The sequence below is a fragment of the Rhodoblastus sp. 17X3 genome, assembly GCF_030056575.1.
Taxonomy (GTDB): domain Bacteria; phylum Pseudomonadota; class Alphaproteobacteria; order Rhizobiales; family Beijerinckiaceae; genus Rhodoblastus.
In genome coordinates this window covers 1-15557 of the sequence record NZ_JASHHX010000036.1, presented here as the reverse complement: position 1 = coordinate 15557, position 15557 = coordinate 1, and the positions used below count along the sequence as shown (strand labels likewise).

Here is a 15557-nt window from a genome sequence, read left to right as displayed (position 1 = left end):
CCATCTGGTCGAGGCTATGGTCGATGTCTGGTCGACGCTGCGCATCCCCTTCGCGGAGGTCCGCGACGTCGAGTCGCCCTTCGCGAATGACGCGCATTGCACTTATCCGGCCATGAAACGCGCGGCTGAGTAAGCCGCGCTACCGTCCGGCCATGAAACGCGCGGCTGAATAGGCCGCGCTACCGTCCGGCCATGAAACGCATGGCTGAGCAGGCCGCGCTACCGTCCGGCCATGAAACGCGCGGCTGAATAGAAGCGCAGGATCTGGAAGCCGACGCCGCGGCGGGCGCCGCAGAATGAACAGAAGCGAGGGATCATGTACAATACCGACGACATCTATGCAGCACTTAAAGCCGTCAAGGGACCGGATGGGTCGACGTCGCTGGCGGAATCGGGGGCTTTGTCCGGTGTCAGCATCCGCGACGGCAAGGTCTTCGTGACAATTGCCGTCGCGCCCGACCAGGCTGCGGCCAGCGAGCCGATGCGGCTGGCGGCGGAAAAAGCCGTCAAAGCCATTCCTGGGGTAGCGACGGCTATGGTGGTGCTGACCTCCGAACGCGGGCCCGAAGCGCGCGGCGCAGGCGCGGGCCATGGCGCGCAACGGCCAATGCCAAGCGAAGCGCCCGAGAGAGGCTCCGGCCTTGAACATATCTCCAAAATCATCGCCGTCGCTTCGGGCAAGGGCGGCGTCGGGAAATCGACCACGGCCGCCAATCTGGCGATCGCCCTGGCGCGGTCGGGTCTGAAAATTGGCTTGCTCGACGCCGATATTTTCGGGCCGTCCCTACCGCGCCTGTTCGGCATCAAGGACAAGCCCCAGCTTTCCGACGATGGCCGCTCGTTGCAGCCGCTGGAAAAATTCGGCGTCAAGCTGATGTCGATTGGCTTCTTGGTCGAGGACGACGCGGCGATTGTCTGGCGCGGGCCGATGGTCATGTCGGCGATCACCCAATTGCTGCGCGAAGTCGCCTGGGGCGAACTTGATATTCTGGTTGTCGACATGCCCCCGGGCACCGGCGATGTGCAACTGACCATGGCGCAGAACGCCTCGCTGGCCGGGGCCATCGTCGTTTCGACGCCGCAGGATCTGGCGCTGATCGACGCGCGACGCGGCATAGCCATGTTCCAGCAGGTGCATGTGCCGATCCTCGGCCTGTTTGAAAACATGAGCTATTTCCTCTGCCCGCATTGTGGCGGACGGTCCGAGATTTTCGCCCATGGCGGCGCGCGCGCGGAAGCGGACAGGTTTGAAGTGCCCTTCCTCGGCGAAGCGCCGCTCGACATGACCATTCGCGAGGGTTCGGACAACGGCCTGCCCGTGCTGGCGAGCGCTCCCGAGTCGGAACAGGCCAAGCCCTATCTGGCCATGGCCGAACGAGTCCGGGAAGCTCTGGCGCAAGGCTCCAGAGAGGTTTCTCGCAGACCAAAAATCGTCGTTGGATAAGGGTGTCCAAAGGTTTTGACAGGGCTGGGCGTTTTCTGCGCCGCTCTGTCGCCGTTGGAAAGGGAGAATGGACGGGAGTATCAAATGGCATATGTATTCGAGGGCAAGGAAATCGAAAGCACCGCCACCGGCTATCTGGTCAATCAGGAAGATTGGAGTCGGGAGCTGGCCGAACATATCGCCGGCCTCGACGGCGTGACTCTTGGCCCGCGTCATTGGGATGTAATCGACTATTTGCGCGAGGAATTTTTCGACAACAATCAGAGCACGCCGAATACCCGCACGATCATCAAGGCGATGTCGGAAAAATGGGGCGAAAGGGTCGAACAAAAGACGCTGTATAATTTGTTCCCGCTCGATCCGTCCAAACAGGGCGGCAGGATCGCCGGCGTCGCGGAAAGTCGCCGCAAGGGCGGGTATTGATCGACCGTGCGATCGTAAGCGCGATGCGATTGTTTCTTGGCCAATGGAGAGAGAATTAAATGGATCACGCGCATTGGCCGACGGAATTGCGGCTCGCCGATCACGGAAAAACACTTCACATCATCTTCGAAGCGGGCGAGGCTTACGCCTTGCCCGCGGAATATCTGCGCGTCGTCAGCCCCAGCGCGGAAGTACAGGGCCATTCTCCCTCCGAGAAAAAGACCGTTGGCGGCAAGAAAAATGTGGCGATCGTGGCGGTGGAGCCTGTCGGAAATTATGCGGTGCGGCTCGAATTCGACGATCAACACGCGACGGGCATTTACACGTGGGATTATTTGCATCAACTGGGCGCCGACCGCACCCGAATATGGAACGGCTATCTCGACGAGGTCGCGGCGAAAGGGCTTTCGAGATAAGGGGTGCGGCTGATCCTGCAAAATTCACGCGCGGCTAGAGCGGCGTGCGAATAAATGGATGCCGGCTTTTCGCTGTTACGCTGCGAAAACAAAGGATCCTCAACCCTTTGGCCATTCAGTCCGAACATGGCCGACGGCGCCCGAAGCCACGTTGCGGATCAAACATTTGTTCAACTCGCAGCGCCGATGGACCGGCGCGACTACGCAAAAATATAGGGAACGCTCCGGTTCGCCCGCCAGGCCTGTTCGTCGAGAACTCGTCCCGGCGCAGCGGATTCGCGCGCCGAAAGCAGCAGCGATTGGATGCGGCTGTCCCGGAGACGATAACGGCGCTCAAGGTCGATATCGGCCAATGCGACGCATCGTTCGCCAAAGACATGGCGGTACAGGTCGGTCATCATCGCAAAGCGGCCAGCCATCAGGGTGTTGCATGACCCTTTCACGACGGCGATGTCCTCGGGGCCCCGCATGTGCAGTGAGGTCACCAACATCACCGACACCGCGTGCAGCACATCATAGCGCACATGGGCGATAAACACTTCGAGATGCCTCGGCGTCAGTGGCAATTTCTCGCGCAACGCCACCCGGATGAGGCCGCCGAGTATCAGGCTGAAAAACTCCGGCACGCCCCATTCCATGCCCAGACCGACCGAGGACAGCGACTCCAAAGGTGAAAATGCGGGGTGGCTCGCGACCAGGCGCTGGGTGAGCACGTTATCGGCGACGCCGGGCAGCATGGCTGCGTCCTGTTCGTCGGGAGGAATGCCCAGCCCTTCAAACAATTGCCGGTACATTGCGATGTGCGTTTTTGAGAGCAGCAGATGGCGGAGGTCGGGATAATCCTCGACCGCACGGCTTCCGACACCATATTCGTCGGCGACCAGTTGCGCCAGCGCGACCTGTGTGATTTCCGAAACGCGCTCGTTTAACACGTCGTAGGGGAGCGGCGTCAAACCATGAAAACGGCCGATCGCCATCGCAACGCACTGACGCGTGTTCTTTATCTGATTGAAATACTGAATGGCGAAGGCCGCGACCTGAGCCAAATCGATGCGGCCCTCAAACACCCGCACGAAAAAGGGATGGAGCCACACGGGGTGGCTCATGACATGGTCATGCAGATCGACGAACATCTCTTGTAAAGCGCCCTTGCGGAATAAAGCGATGCGCTGAAAGGGATGATCAGCCGGCACGCGATTTCGCAAATCGGCGAATAAGGCGTGAAGCGGCGATCCTGGCTCCTCGACCTCCGCGACCATCGCCGTGAAATCATTCTTCTGGCTGCGGCGCATGGATTCCAGCACACCCTCCGCGCCGAGGTCCAACAGGTTGGGGAGCGGGTGGACTGTCTCCGCCACGACCGGCCTGTCGCCATCGAATGTCGCAAGTTCATTCTCGTCGGATTTCATCGCCACTCCCCTCCGCCTGAAAGCTCCGCCATGAACGGGAGACGAGACGTATTCCTGTACTTCAGTCTGCCAGATTCGGCGGCGGCCTCAAGCAGGCATTGGCCTCCCATCGCTTTTGCCTGCCTGAATTTGTCAGCTTCGGCCATGGCTGCCGCCCCGCCAGCTTCGCCTATTTGCGCGATGCAATATTACGAAAACGGCCAGAGCGCGACCCATGCCCGCATCGTCCTCAAAGACAAATCGGACAAATGGCGCAGCCGGATCGCTGGCGTTGGCGAGAACCGGCGCAAGGCCGATATCGATCTCGAAAACTTCGCGTTGGAAAATCTATATTTTTATTATAACATTTAGCGCCGCGCGGCTGTCGCCCGGCGTGAGATATTCCCATGCGCCTGACCAGCTATTCAAATTACGCCTTGCGAATCCTGATGATCGCGACGATGCGCAAGGGCGAACTCATCACAGTCCACGAGGTCGCCGAAAGCTTCGACATCTCCAAGGCCCATCTCGTCAAATGCGTCCACCAGCTTGGACTTTGGGGCTATCTTGACAATGTTCGCGGCCGAAATGGCGGTTTCCGCCTCGCCAGAGCGCCACAGGACATTACAGTCGGCGAAATCATTCGAAAGACTGAGGACGATCTCAATCTGGTCGAATGTTTCGACGCCGTAACCAACACGTGCCCGTTGATCGGCGTCTGCAAGCTCGGCGACACGTTCAAGAGGGCGTGCCGCGCGTTTCTGGAAGTGCTCGACGGAACGACCATCGCCGATATTTCCGTCAATCGCCAGGAGGTGCTTGAGGCCCTCAGCCCGCAATGGGCGGCGCCCAGACCACGCAGACGCGCCAGCGCGACCGCTCTGTAGCGCGGCTCCCGCCGATTATTCCACGCCGTGGCCAGCCGCCCAGCGCAGAATCGAATTGGCGTCGATGGCGCCGGCCTGGCGGGCGACCTCGCTGCCGTCGCGGATGAGAACGAGCGCAGGAATCGAACGAAGGCCGAAGCGCGCGGCAGTTTCACCGAGGATTTCGGTGTTCGCCTTCAGGAACCGGGCCCGCGGCTCGAGCCGTTTCGCCGCCGCGGCGAATTGCGGCGCCATGACCTTGCAGGGTCCGCACCACTCCGCCCAGAAATCTATCAATATTGGCAGGCTTGTGCGCGCGACATGACGTGCGAAGGCCGCGTCGTTCGCGACATCGATCGCTCCGTTGAACAGGGGCGCTCCGCAAGCCCCGCAGTCGGGGCGCTTTCCCTCGGCCAATTTAGCCCGGCTGGCGCGATTGACGCCGCCGCTTCGCGGGCAAACCACCTGAGCGTCGTCGTCTTTAGCATCGCTTCCGCCATGAGCATCGCCATGAATTGGGAGGGAAGCGCCGGCGGTACAAGACTCGGCCATACGGACAGCCTACAATTTCAGCTGGATTATTTGTTACATTTTTTATATAGCTTTATCCGATTTCCATGAGGTTCGGAGAAACGCCCATGTCTGCGGTCGACTTGCTTATCTGGATCGTCCTCGGCGCGACCCTGGCAGGCGTCGGATTGACGATCGTCGTCGCCACAACGGCCCTGGCCGCCGCCTCGATGAGACTGCTGCCGTCGGCCATCCTTGCTGGATTCGTCCTGGCCATGCCCTTGTCGTTGCCGCTGGCCAGAAAGCTGGCGGCCAAGATTTGAATAAGCGGCATCATACTGTTTTTCCGTAATTTTTCGTCATCTGTAGGCCCCGCCATGAACGTCCATCAAAAGCAAGAAACCAATCTGGTTGGTCCGCTCTATGCGGCGGACAAGAAGGTCTATCCGCAATCGGTGCACGGCCGCTTCAGGCGGATCAAATGGGCGTTCATGGCTTTCGCGCTTGGCCTTTATTATATTCTCCCATTCGTGCGCTGGCATCGCGGCCTGGACGCGCCTGACCAGGCGGTGCTGGTCGATATTCCTCATCGGCGATTTTATTTCTTTTTCATCGAACTTTGGCCGCAGGAAGTTTATTATTTCACCGGTCTGCTCATTATCGCCGCCCTGACCCTGTTTCTGCTGAACGCCGTCGCGGGCCGCGTCTGGTGCGGCTATATGTGTCCGCAGACGGTCTGGACCGATCTGTTCTATATGATCGAGCGCGCCATTGAGGGCGATCGCCGCGACCGTATGCGCAAGGCCAGGGAAGGGCTGACGCTGAAACGCGTGTGGGAGCTGGCGGCCAAACATTCCCTCTGGCTCGCATTGGCCTGGTGGACGGGCGGCGCCTGGGTGCTCTATTTCGCCGACGCCCCCACCCTCGTGCACGACCTGGCGACATTCCGGGCAAGTTCAACCGTTTATATCTGGATCGCCATCCTGACCTTCACCACCTATGCGCTCGCCGGACATATGCGGGAACAGGTCTGCGTGTACATGTGTCCATGGCCGCGGATCCAGGCGGCGCTGACCGACGAATGGGCGCTGAACGTCACCTATCGCGGCGACCGCGGCGAGCCCCGCGTCTCGGCCAAAAAGGCCGTGGCCCTGCGCCAGAAGGGCGAGCCCGCTGGCGACTGCGTGGACTGCCGCCAGTGCGTCGCCGTATGTCCCACCGGCGTGGACATTCGCCACGGCTCCCAGCTCGGCTGCATCCAGTGCGGCCTGTGCATCGACGCCTGCGACAACGTCATGAACGAACTGGGACGTCAGACGGGCCTGATCGCTTATGACAACGATATCAACGCCGACCGCAGGCGCGCCGGGCTGCCGGAAATCTATCGCGTCATCCGGCCGAGAACGGTCCTTTATGTCGTCCTAATCGCCATGGTCGCGGGTTTCATGGCCTATGTTCTGGCGAACAAGAAATGGACGGGCGTCAACGTGCTGCACGATCGCAATCCGCTCGCCACGGAATTGTCGGATGGTTCGATCCAGAACGGCTATACCGTGCGCCTGCTCAACAAGAATGGCGATCCGCGGACTTTCCAGCTTCATGTCGAAGGCTTGAAAGGCGCCCATATCCGGATCGCGGGCGAAGTCGCCGCGAAGGATGAGCCGACAATCGAGGTCGGTCCGGATCAGACGCTCGAACTGCGGCTGCTGGTGGTCGCGCCCAAGGATCAGGCGCCGCGCGACGCCGCCGACGTCGTCTTCTTCGCCAAAGACATGAAGACCGGCGTGACGGCGAGCGCAAAGGACCACTTCTTCCCGCATTGACCCCAAAAGAAGGCGCCTGCCGGTCAGGGATCCGGCGGGCGCCGCGAGACAAATGTGTCGCGCTTCGGCGCGCCTCGCTGTCTAGCTCGCGCCCGTTACGGGAATCAGCGCCCCGGTCACCGCCGACGCTTCGTCCGACAGCAGAAAGGCGATCACGCGCGCAATCGCCGCCGGCGACGTCCATTTGGAAAAATCCGCGTCCGGCATGGCGGTCCGATTGGCTGGCGTGTCGATAATATTCGGCAACACCGCATTGACAGTGACGCCCGCGCTCCGCAATTCCTCCGACAGGCTCTCGGTCAGGCGCGCGACGCCGGATTTCGCGGCGGCATATGCGCCCATGGCGGCAGCGCCCCGCGCCGCCGCGCCGGCGCCGACATTGACGATACGGCCGGCGCCACGCTCCGGGAAGTGAGGCAGGGCCGCGCCGGACGCACAGAGAGCTGTGCGCAGGTTGATGTGGTACATGCGGTCCCATGTTCGGGCCCCGCCCTCCGCGAGCGTCGCCATCTCGAACCCGCCAGCGATATTGACCAAGCCGTAAAGCGGACCCGATCGCGCCACAGCCATATCGACCGCCCGCCGGCAGGCCGTCTCGTCCGCCAGATCGACACCGGCGAAATCGACTGTGCGATTGCGATTATTTTCCGCACGGTCGACGCCGACCACCCGTGCGCCTCTGCCGGCAAGCAATTCCGAGACCGCCGAGCCCAGAGCGCCGGAAGCGCCCGTGACAATCACCATCCGTCCTTCGAGTTCGCGCACCTTGATGCCTCCTCGCACGCCGCCCGGCTGAACGGACGCGGCGCCCGCCGGGCGCGAGAAGCCGCGACCGGCGGTATTTCGGCTTAATTCCGAGCCCAGTTCTCTGCGTCGCACATCGACTGGCCGACGGCGCAGCCCTTGATCGACAGGCCTGACGCGGTGGCGGTCACCGTGCCGTTAAAGGTCATCATGCCCGGCATGGACGGGTGTTTCATTTGCCCGCCCTGCCAGATTCCCGCGCCGGTCTTTTCCATCCCGTGGCACATTTCAAATCCCGGCTGCGAGCCGGATACGATCTTGCAATAAAGCTTGCCATCGCTGACCGAGACTCGCGCCTTGTCGCCATTGGGTCTCGTATAATCGCCGGCGATCTCCGTCGCCCACGCGGCGGGCGCCGCGATGGTCAATGCGATTCCGCTGGCCGCGACGAGCGCGGCCCAATAATTCCTCTTCATCGTTTCTCTCCCTATCCGGCATTTTGGCCCGGGATTGTCCCTTGTGCCGCCGGCGGATTGCATCCTCACATTCGTATTTAACAATATCAAGCCCCACGTCGAAATTGAATCGCGGCGGCAGGAAGCGAGTTCGTTATGGGCCGGATCGAAAAACGAAAAGGGGCGGGTCCGCCCCCGGCCCCGCCCTGTCTTTCAGCTGCAATCTTGCAGTCTCGATCAACTCGCGTCGAAATTCGGTCCGCCGCGCAGAACGACATAGATCGCCGGGATGACCAGCACGGTCAGCGCCGTGGATGACGCGAGGCCGAACAGCAGCGACAGCGCCAGCCCCTGGAAGATCGGGTCGGACAGGATCACCGCCGCGCCGATCATCGCCGCCAGCGCGGTCAGCAGGATCGGCTTGAAGCGGATCGCCCCGGCCTCGATCAGCACTTCGCGCAGACCCTTGGCATGATCGGCGTGGCGAACGAAATCCACCAGCAGGATCGAGTTGCGCACGATGATGCCGGCGAGCGCGATGAAGCCGATCATCGAGGTCGCGGTGAAGGCGGCGTGGAACAGCCAGTGGCCGAACATGATGCCGATGAAGGTCAGCGGGATCGGCGTCAGGATCACCAGAGGCAATTTGAACGAGCGGAACTGCGCCACGACCAGGATATAGATGCCGACCAGAGCCGCCATGAAGGCCGCGCCCATGTCGCGGAAGGTCACCCAGGTGACTTCCCATTCGCCGTCCCACAGCAACGACGCCTTGCTCTCGTCGAGAGGCTGGCCGTGCAGCAGAACCTGGGGCTTGGGAACGCCCGCCGGGAACTCCATCTTGTCCAGCGCCGCATTGACCGCCATCATGCCATAAAGCGGCGCCTCATAGGCGCCGGCGAGCTCCGCCTGCACCATTTCGGCGGCGCGGCCGTTGTGGCGGAAGATCGGGAAGGACGACAGCTCGTCCGACACCCGCGCCACATCGCCGAGTTCGACGATAGCGCGATTGCCTGGGAGGGCGTTGGCTGGAACAGGCGTGGTCAGGGCCGACTCGTCGAGCTGGCGGGCGTTCTTGGCCAGCGCCAGCCGGATCGGCAGGGGTTGCCGCCCTTCGCCGCGATGCGAATAGCCGACCACGTCCTGGCCATAGAGCCGGCGCAGCGTCTCGAACACGTCGCCCTGCTGGACGCCGAAGAATTCGAGCGAATCCTGGTCGATTTCGATGCGCTTGCGCGGCGCCTGCACGCCATAGGAATCGTCGACGTCCACGATGAAGGACGCGCTTTCAAAGGCCTTGCGCACCTGCGCCGCGACCGCGCGGCGGGTCTGGGGGTCCGGCCCGTAGATTTCCGCGAGCAATGTGGCCAGAACCGGCGGCCCCGGCGGCGGCTCCACCACCTTCAGCGACGAATGCGCGGGCATGTCCAGCCCCGCCAGACGCTGGCGGACGTCCAGCGCGATGTCATGGCTGGAGCGCGAGCGCTCGTTCTTGGACTTGAGGTTGATCTGCACGTCGCCCATCTCGGGCATCTCGCGCATGTAATAATGGCGCACGAGGCCGTTGAAGTTGAACGGCGCCGCGGTCCCCGCATAGGTCTCGAAGGACAGGATTTCAGGAATGTCCTTCACGCGCTCGATCGCGGAGCGCAGAATACGGTCTGTTTCCTCGACCGAGGCGCCGCGCGGCAGGTCCGCGACGATGGCGACTTCCGCCTTGTTGTCGAACGGCAGCAGCTTGACTGTCACCGCCTTGAAATAGAACAGGCTGAGCGAGGCGAGCGTGGCGACGCCGACGGCGAGCAGGAAGATCCAGGCGGAACGCTTCGTGCGCAAAACAGGCGCGGCGACGCGGCGATAGAGCGCGCCGAGCTTGCCGCCGTCATGGGCCTCGTGATGATCGGCTGGCGCGTTGCTCGCGAACTTCATCATCAGCCAGGGCGTGAGGATCACCGCGACGAAGAAGGAGAACACCATCGCCGCCGAGGCGTTGGCCGGAATGGGGCTCATATAAGGCCCCATCAGGCCCGAGACGAACAGCATGGGCAGCAAGGCCGCGACCACGGTGAGGGTCGCCACGATGGTCGGATTGCCGACCTCCGCCACGCCGTCGATGGCCGCCTGCCCGCGCGTGCGGCCGTCCTTCATGGCCCAGTGCCGCGCGATATTCTCGATCACGACGATGGCGTCGTCGACCAGAATGCCGATGGAGAAGATCAGGGCGAACAGGCTGACGCGATTGAGCGTGTAGCCCATCAGCCGCGCCGCAAAGAGCGTCAGCAGGATGGTGGTCGGGATGACGATGGCCACCACCAGGCCCTCGCGCCAGCCGATGGCGAAGGCCACAAGCGCGACGATGGAAATGGTCGCCAGCGCGAGGTGGAACAGCAGTTCGTTGGCCTTCTCATTGGCCGTCTCGCCGTAATTGCGCGACACCTGCACGTCGATGTCCGCGGGAACGACGGAGCCTTTGAGGCTTTGCAACTGCTCGATGATCCGCTCGGAAATCACCACGGCGTTGGCGCCCGCACGCTTGGCGATGGCGACCGAAACCGCAGGAGCGCCCTGCAGCGCGCCATTCTCGCCCTTCACGAAATGGGCGACGCGCGCCTCGTTGGGCTCGCCGACGACCGTGACTTTGGCGACGTCGCGCAGATAGACCGGGCGGTTGTCGCGCGTTGTGACGAGCAGATTGCCGATCTCGGGCACTGTCTTCAGCGTGCGGCCCGCGATGGCCTCGATCTGCAGGCCCTTGTCGCGGATCAGCCCAGCCTTGAAGGCGGTATTGGCGCCCTGCACCTTTGCGGCGAGCTGCTGCAACGTCACGCCATATTTGGCCAGCGCCTCCGGGTCAGGCTCGACGCGGATCTCGTCGGCCTGCTCGCCGACGAGATAGCTCAAGCCGACGTCTTCGAGTTTCGCGAGTTCCGTACGCAATTCGCGCGCGACGGAAGTCAGGCCATCGGCGCTCCAGCGCGACGCGACCTCCGGTTTGGGCGACAGGGTGAGCACGACAATGGCGACGTCGTCGATGCCGCGGCCGACGATGAGGGGCTCCGGAATGCCGGAAGGAATTTTGTCCATATTGGCGCGCACCTTGTCGTGCACGCGCAGGATCGAGGCGTCCGTCGATGAGCCGACGAGGAAACGCACCGTGACCACGACCTGATCGTCATAGGTCTTGGAATAGACGTGCTCGACGCCATTGATGCCCTTGACGATGGTCTCCAGCGGCTCGGTGACCAGCTTGACGGCGTCCTCCGCCTTCAGGCCATTGGCCTGAACGACGATATCCACCATCGGCACGGAAATCTGCGGCTCCTCTTCACGCGGCAAGGTGACGAGCGCCAGAAGGCCGAGCGCCAGCGCCGCAATGAGCAGCAGCGGCGTCAGCGGCGAGGCGATGAAGGCGCGGGTGAGAAAGCCGGCGAGGCCCAAAGGCCTTTCTGGGGGCCGACCCTGGCCGGAGGCGATGGGCTCTTCGCTCATGGGAACGCTCATGGGACCAGAACCTTGTCGCCCGCCGAGAGGCCGGTGAGAACCTCGACCATGTCAGGCTCGGCGGAATCGGCGTAAACGATCGCCACGTCCAGCGGACCCTCGGCGCGCTGGAGACGGACATAATCAACCCCCGCGCGCGTCGTCACCGCCGCGCGCGGAATGAGCATCACCTCGCGCACGCCGACCGGCGCAAGGATTTTCACCCGCTCTCCGACGAAATGGTCGCCGAGATTTTCAACCTCGGCGTCGGCGATGACGCGGCCATTGTCGATCTCGGGATAGATCTTCACGATCCGTCCCTTGCGCATGGCGGCGGCTTCGGTTTCGACGCCCGCGTCCTGGCCGCGCGGCGCAAGCAGGACCGGCGCGCCAATTTGCAACAAAGCGGCATGGCGCTCGGGCAGGCTGAGACGCAAAAAGAGCGCGCCGGCGGCGATGCGCGCGATTGGCTCGCCGGGCATGACCACCGCGCCGGGAATGGCGGACAGCGTCAGCACCCGACCGTCCTTGGGCGCGAGCACGCTGCCCTCGGCCATCTGCTGCGCGACCACCGCGCGCTGCGAGCGCATCGATTCGACCTGATGCTGCAACACGTCCACATTGGTTTTGGCCTGGTCATAGGCCGCCCTGGTGACGAAGCCGCGCGGCAGCAGATCCTCCGCGCGTTTCAGCGCGTCATTGGCGTTGGCGAGCTGCGACTCGAGCGCGCTGAGCTGGCCGTCAAGCGACTGGGCCTGAAGCGCCAGCTTTTCGTCCGTCACGATCGCGATGACGTCGCCCGCCTTGACCTGCGCGCCTTCGTCGACCGAGCGGCTGACCAGAGTGCCGCCGATGCGCGTGCGGGCGGGGGTGATGTCGCGACTCTGGACCTGGCCGAACATCGCCTTCATGTCCGGAACCTTGTGCTTCTCGACGGCGAAGTCGCTCGCTTGCGCCGCGCCCGCGAGCAAAAAGCCCAAAGCGGCGGAGGCGAATCCCCTGAAGGGTAGCGATTTGGGGCTCAGCTTGCGCATGACGCGGATTATCCGAGTTGTGTGTGATTTACATATATTCAAATATATGAGAATATTGATCGATGGATGTCAAGCGGTTCGAATTGGCGGCGGCTCAGGCCAGCGATCTGATCAGGGCGCTGGCCCATCCCGCACGGCTGCGCATCGTCTGCGCGCTCGTCGGAAGCGAAATTTGCGTGACCGGACTGGCGGAAATCGCCGGCGTTTCCGCCACTGCCGCCTCCCGCCACCTCATGCTGCTGCGCAAGGACCGGATCGTCAAGGCGAGACGCGTGCGCCAGACGATATACTATTCGCTCGGCGACGCCAGAATCAGCAAATTCGTCAGCCGTCTCGCCGAAACCTTCTGCGCCGCCGCGCCATCGCAAAAATCGAAGAGGAAAACCCGATGACTATGATCCGGCCCTTGAAGAAAGGCTTCAAACAATTGATCGCGGAGGCAAACGCCGCCATCGAGACCATCTCGGTCCACGACGCCATGGCTTTGGTCGGCGATCCTACCGTGTTGTTCCTCGACGTCAGAGAGGCGCAGGAGTTTGCCGCCGGCGCGGCGCCGGCCGCCCTGCACGCCGCGCGTGGCTTCCTCGAATTCCACGCCGATCCCGAATCGCCGATGCACAAGCCCGAACTCGCCCGCGCCGACCGGATCGTGGTCTATTGCGCATCCGGCGGGCGATCCACCCTCGCCTGCAAGACCCTCGTCGACATGGGCTTTGGAAAGGTATTCAATCTGGCCGGCGGCATAGCGGCCTGGAAGGCCGCCAACGGCCCCGTAACGACGGCATGACGCCGAAGCGCGGCCGTCGCGCGCGCCTGCGGATTGTCCAGAGCGCGCGGAACGGGCCGACTGGAGATCGCCGGTGACTCTGGAGCAATTGCGAATTTTCGTCGCCGTCGCCGAACTTGAGCATGTCACCCGCGCTGCCGGTCAGCTCAACCTGACACAATCCGCCGTCAGCGCGGCGATCAGCGCGCTCGAGCAGCGCCATGACATAAAACTGTTCGACCGGATCGGGCGGCGCGTCGCTTTGACGCAGGAGGGACGCGCCTTCCTGTCGGAGGCGCGGAATCTGCTGATCGCCGCACAACGCGCGGAAAAAGTTTTGGCTGATATTGGCGGTCTGAAAGCGGGGCGCCTCATGATCGCCGCCAGCCAAACGACCGGCCATTATTGGCTGCCGCAGCGCCTTTCTCGCTTCATCGCCCTTTATCCCGGCGTGTCGATCAATCTCACGATCGGAAACACACATGAGGTCGCCGAACTTGCGATCGCAGGCGAAATCGATCTCGGACTGGTCGAAGGCGCTGTGACGGATCCCGCGCTCACTGTTACGCAAATCGATGAAGATGAACTGGTCATCGTTGCGGCGCCCGCGCTTGCCAAGGCCTACGCCGTCGGGGGGGCGGCAGGAATTTATGACGCGCCTTGGGTTGCACGCGAAAAGGGATCGGGCACGCGTGAGGCCTTCGAAGACGCGATGCAGACATTATGTCCTCAGCCCCGGCAGCGGCGGATCGTTCTTGAACTGCCGTCCAATGAAGCGGTGCGATCAGCTGTCGAGGCCGGCGCCGGTCTGGCGGTCATGTCGAGCCTCGTCGCTCGCGCGTCTATTCGGGCCGACGCATTGGTCCAACTGCCCTTCGCCCTGCCGAAGCGCCCATTCTATGTCCTGTCGCATCGCCAGCTCTACCGGTCTCGAGCGACAAGCGCCATGCTTGCCCTGCTCCTCGAATCCGAGCCGAAACAGCCGTGAGCTCAGTTGTCAGAAGGTGGCGCGCCATCCTCGTCGAACGCCTGCAATCGAGTCCATGGACGCCATCAGCGCCCACGTCTGATGATCGCATCGGAAGTCCACGCTGACGCAGGGAACGCCGCTTCTTGTCCTTTACCATCGTCACAACGTAGAATATGAATATGAAGATCGACTCCGCGGTCAAATTTGAAATTTTTTAGGCGTGACGTAACGCCCATATGAATCCGATTGTTGGTTGAACGCTTTTCATTTGCGATTCGCTCAAAACCGCCGAGTTCCCGTTTCGGCGGGGCTAACGTGAGTTGCGCCGATTCAGACGGGCTCTGGAAATGACAGGGGCATGAAGCAATATGACCGAAGCCTCGAAGAGCGAGGCTTGCGCTCCCTGCCGGCGGAGCAGTCCTGCAAATCTGTCGAGCCGCTGCTCGCCAATGACGCCGGCCTACAAGACTTTGAAACGCGAAATTCCTAAGTCCGCATGGGAGGGTGAAATGCACAAGAACCTGAAGACCGCCGCCGCCGCAGTTGTGCTCGCGGCCTTTCCCTTTGCTGCTTCCGCTCATCCCGGCCTGCACGCGGCGGGCTTCGAGGACGGCTTCATCCATCCGTTCACCGGCGCGGATCATCTGCTCGCCATGATCGCCACGGGCTATTGGGCCGGACAGTTGTCCGGCCGCGCCCGCTTCGTCATTCCAGCTGTCTTCGTCGGATTGATGATGGTCGGCGCCGCGCTCGGCTTCCATTCCGAGGCGCCCGGCTTCATCGAATATGGCATTGCCGCTTCGGTCGCCGCTCTCGGATTGCTGCTGGCCTTTGACGTCAAAATGCCGCCCGTTCCCGCCGCGGGTCTGGTCGGGCTGTTCGCATTCTGCCATGGCTTCGCCCATGGCGCCGAGGCCCCGGCCACCGCGACGCAGGCTTTGTTCTTCGGCGGCTTTGTGTTGGCCAGCCTGATCCTGCAAGGCGCGGGCTTCGGCCTGTCGCTGCTTCGCCCGGGAAAGATTCTGTCGCGGATCGCCGGCGCCTTCATCACCCTGAGCGGCGCCTGGATGCTCGGCAACGCCTGAGGCCCTCCCTGCAAGGACATGCGTCGGCGTTCCGATCGGCATTGTCGAAGGCGACAAGATTTCGGCGCTCTGGCGACGCGGCGGCGAGCAATTGCGACACACGCCGCTGCTCGCTGGCCCGCAGCCTGCCGGAACGCAGGTTCTCGTCACGGA

General features: G+C 62.7%; 16 protein-coding genes. 10 read left to right on the top strand and 6 right to left on the bottom strand.

Annotated features, from left to right (window positions below; translation table 11 throughout):
- Window positions 1-316: 316 nt before the first annotated feature.
- From QM467_RS19460 to QM467_RS19450, 3 genes are all read left to right on the top strand, one after another.
- Window positions 317-1444 (top strand): Mrp/NBP35 family ATP-binding protein, encoded by a 1128-nt coding sequence (locus QM467_RS19460; protein WP_283367999.1) that lies wholly within the window; start codon window positions 317-319, stop codon window positions 1442-1444.
- Between the two features lie 84 nt (window positions 1445-1528).
- Window positions 1529-1867, top strand: coding sequence for a TusE/DsrC/DsvC family sulfur relay protein (locus QM467_RS19455; RefSeq protein WP_283367998.1), 339 nt, complete (start codon window positions 1529-1531; stop codon window positions 1865-1867).
- A 59-nt stretch (window positions 1868-1926) separates the two neighbouring features.
- Window positions 1927-2283 (top strand): DUF971 domain-containing protein, encoded by a 357-nt coding sequence (locus QM467_RS19450; protein WP_283367997.1) that lies wholly within the window; start codon window positions 1927-1929, stop codon window positions 2281-2283.
- Window positions 2284-2483: 200 nt separating this feature from the next.
- On the opposite strand, the gene QM467_RS19445 is transcribed toward QM467_RS19450, so the two are convergent.
- Window positions 2484-3692, bottom strand: a complete 1209-nt coding sequence (locus QM467_RS19445; protein WP_283367996.1) for an iron-containing redox enzyme family protein — start codon at window positions 3690-3692, stop codon at window positions 2484-2486.
- A gap of 386 nt (window positions 3693-4078) precedes the next feature.
- Here QM467_RS19445 and QM467_RS19440 point away from each other — a divergent pair, with 386 nt between their 5' ends.
- The gene (locus QM467_RS19440) at window positions 4079-4558 is read left to right on the top strand and encodes an RrF2 family transcriptional regulator (RefSeq protein WP_283367995.1); all 480 of its coding nucleotides are present in this window, start codon (window positions 4079-4081) and stop codon (window positions 4556-4558) included.
- A 15-nt stretch (window positions 4559-4573) separates the two neighbouring features.
- Here the strand turns inward: QM467_RS19440 and QM467_RS19435 are convergent, their stop codons facing one another.
- Window positions 4574-5089, bottom strand: a complete 516-nt coding sequence (locus QM467_RS19435; RefSeq protein WP_283367994.1) for a thioredoxin family protein — start codon at window positions 5087-5089, stop codon at window positions 4574-4576.
- A gap of 86 nt (window positions 5090-5175) precedes the next feature.
- Between QM467_RS19435 and QM467_RS19430 the strand changes: the two genes are divergently transcribed.
- Complete coding sequence (locus QM467_RS19430; protein WP_283367993.1) at window positions 5176-5370, top strand: hypothetical protein; 195 nt, start codon at window positions 5176-5178, stop codon at window positions 5368-5370.
- A gap of 54 nt (window positions 5371-5424) precedes the next feature.
- On the top strand, window positions 5425-6870 hold the full coding sequence (gene ccoG / locus QM467_RS19425; RefSeq protein WP_283367992.1) for a cytochrome c oxidase accessory protein CcoG: 1446 nt from the start codon (window positions 5425-5427) through the stop codon (window positions 6868-6870).
- A gap of 81 nt (window positions 6871-6951) precedes the next feature.
- On the opposite strand, the gene QM467_RS19420 is transcribed toward ccoG, so the two are convergent.
- The 4 genes from QM467_RS19420 to QM467_RS19405 form a co-directional block, all read right to left on the bottom strand.
- Complete coding sequence (locus QM467_RS19420; RefSeq protein ID WP_283368000.1) at window positions 6952-7614, bottom strand: SDR family NAD(P)-dependent oxidoreductase; 663 nt, start codon at window positions 7612-7614, stop codon at window positions 6952-6954.
- 104 nt (window positions 7615-7718) lie between these two features.
- On the bottom strand, window positions 7719-8090 hold the full coding sequence (locus tag QM467_RS19415; protein WP_283367991.1) for a DUF2147 domain-containing protein: 372 nt from the start codon (window positions 8088-8090) through the stop codon (window positions 7719-7721).
- Between the two features lie 216 nt (window positions 8091-8306).
- Window positions 8307-11558, bottom strand: a complete 3252-nt coding sequence (locus QM467_RS19410) for an efflux RND transporter permease subunit (protein ID WP_283367990.1) — start codon at window positions 11556-11558, stop codon at window positions 8307-8309.
- Between the two features lie 8 nt (window positions 11559-11566).
- A complete protein-coding gene (locus QM467_RS19405) occupies window positions 11567-12583 on the bottom strand; it encodes an efflux RND transporter periplasmic adaptor subunit (RefSeq protein WP_283367989.1) in 1017 nt (338 codons plus the stop codon).
- Between the two features lie 62 nt (window positions 12584-12645).
- Here QM467_RS19405 and QM467_RS19400 point away from each other — a divergent pair, with 62 nt between their 5' ends.
- The 4 genes from QM467_RS19400 (at window position 12646) to QM467_RS19385 (ending at window position 15404) form a co-directional block, all read left to right on the top strand.
- On the top strand, window positions 12646-12975 hold the full coding sequence (locus tag QM467_RS19400; protein ID WP_283367988.1) for an ArsR/SmtB family transcription factor: 330 nt from the start codon (window positions 12646-12648) through the stop codon (window positions 12973-12975).
- A complete protein-coding gene (locus tag QM467_RS19395; RefSeq protein WP_283367987.1) occupies window positions 12972-13370 on the top strand; it encodes a rhodanese-like domain-containing protein in 399 nt (132 codons plus the stop codon). Before QM467_RS19400 ends, QM467_RS19395 begins: the two co-directional genes overlap by 4 nt.
- Before the next feature lie 73 nt (window positions 13371-13443).
- Entirely contained in the window at window positions 13444-14337 is an 894-nt protein-coding gene (locus QM467_RS19390; protein WP_283367986.1) for a LysR substrate-binding domain-containing protein, read from the top strand.
- Window positions 14338-14828: 491 nt separating this feature from the next.
- Window positions 14829-15404, top strand: coding sequence for a HupE/UreJ family protein (locus tag QM467_RS19385; protein WP_283367985.1), 576 nt, complete (start codon window positions 14829-14831; stop codon window positions 15402-15404).
- The last annotated feature ends 153 nt before the right edge of the window (window positions 15405-15557 follow it).

Coding starts and splice junctions, on each gene's coding strand:
- QM467_RS19410 (WP_283367990.1), bottom strand. CDS start 11,558: ATGAGCGAAGAGCCCATCGCCTCCGGCCAGGGTCGGCCCCCAGAAAGG.
- QM467_RS19420 (WP_283368000.1), bottom strand. CDS start 7,614: ATGGTGATTGTCACGGGCGCTTCCGGCGCTCTGGGCTCGGCGGTCTCG.
- QM467_RS19395 (WP_283367987.1), top strand. CDS start 12,972: ATGACTATGATCCGGCCCTTGAAGAAAGGCTTCAAACAATTGATCGCG.
- QM467_RS19455 (WP_283367998.1), top strand. CDS start 1,529: ATGGCATATGTATTCGAGGGCAAGGAAATCGAAAGCACCGCCACCGGC.
- QM467_RS19415 (WP_283367991.1), bottom strand. CDS start 8,090: ATGAAGAGGAATTATTGGGCCGCGCTCGTCGCGGCCAGCGGAATCGCA.
- QM467_RS19445 (WP_283367996.1), bottom strand. CDS start 3,692: ATGAAATCCGACGAGAATGAACTTGCGACATTCGATGGCGACAGGCCG.
- QM467_RS19405 (WP_283367989.1), bottom strand. CDS start 12,583: ATGCGCAAGCTGAGCCCCAAATCGCTACCCTTCAGGGGATTCGCCTCC.
- QM467_RS19430 (WP_283367993.1), top strand. CDS start 5,176: ATGTCTGCGGTCGACTTGCTTATCTGGATCGTCCTCGGCGCGACCCTG.
- QM467_RS19385 (WP_283367985.1), top strand. CDS start 14,829: ATGCACAAGAACCTGAAGACCGCCGCCGCCGCAGTTGTGCTCGCGGCC.
- QM467_RS19435 (WP_283367994.1), bottom strand. CDS start 5,089: ATGGCCGAGTCTTGTACCGCCGGCGCTTCCCTCCCAATTCATGGCGAT.
- QM467_RS19400 (WP_283367988.1), top strand. CDS start 12,646: ATGGATGTCAAGCGGTTCGAATTGGCGGCGGCTCAGGCCAGCGATCTG.
- QM467_RS19450 (WP_283367997.1), top strand. CDS start 1,927: ATGGATCACGCGCATTGGCCGACGGAATTGCGGCTCGCCGATCACGGA.
- ccoG (WP_283367992.1), top strand. CDS start 5,425: ATGAACGTCCATCAAAAGCAAGAAACCAATCTGGTTGGTCCGCTCTAT.
- QM467_RS19460 (WP_283367999.1), top strand. CDS start 317: ATGTACAATACCGACGACATCTATGCAGCACTTAAAGCCGTCAAGGGA.
- QM467_RS19440 (WP_283367995.1), top strand. CDS start 4,079: ATGCGCCTGACCAGCTATTCAAATTACGCCTTGCGAATCCTGATGATC.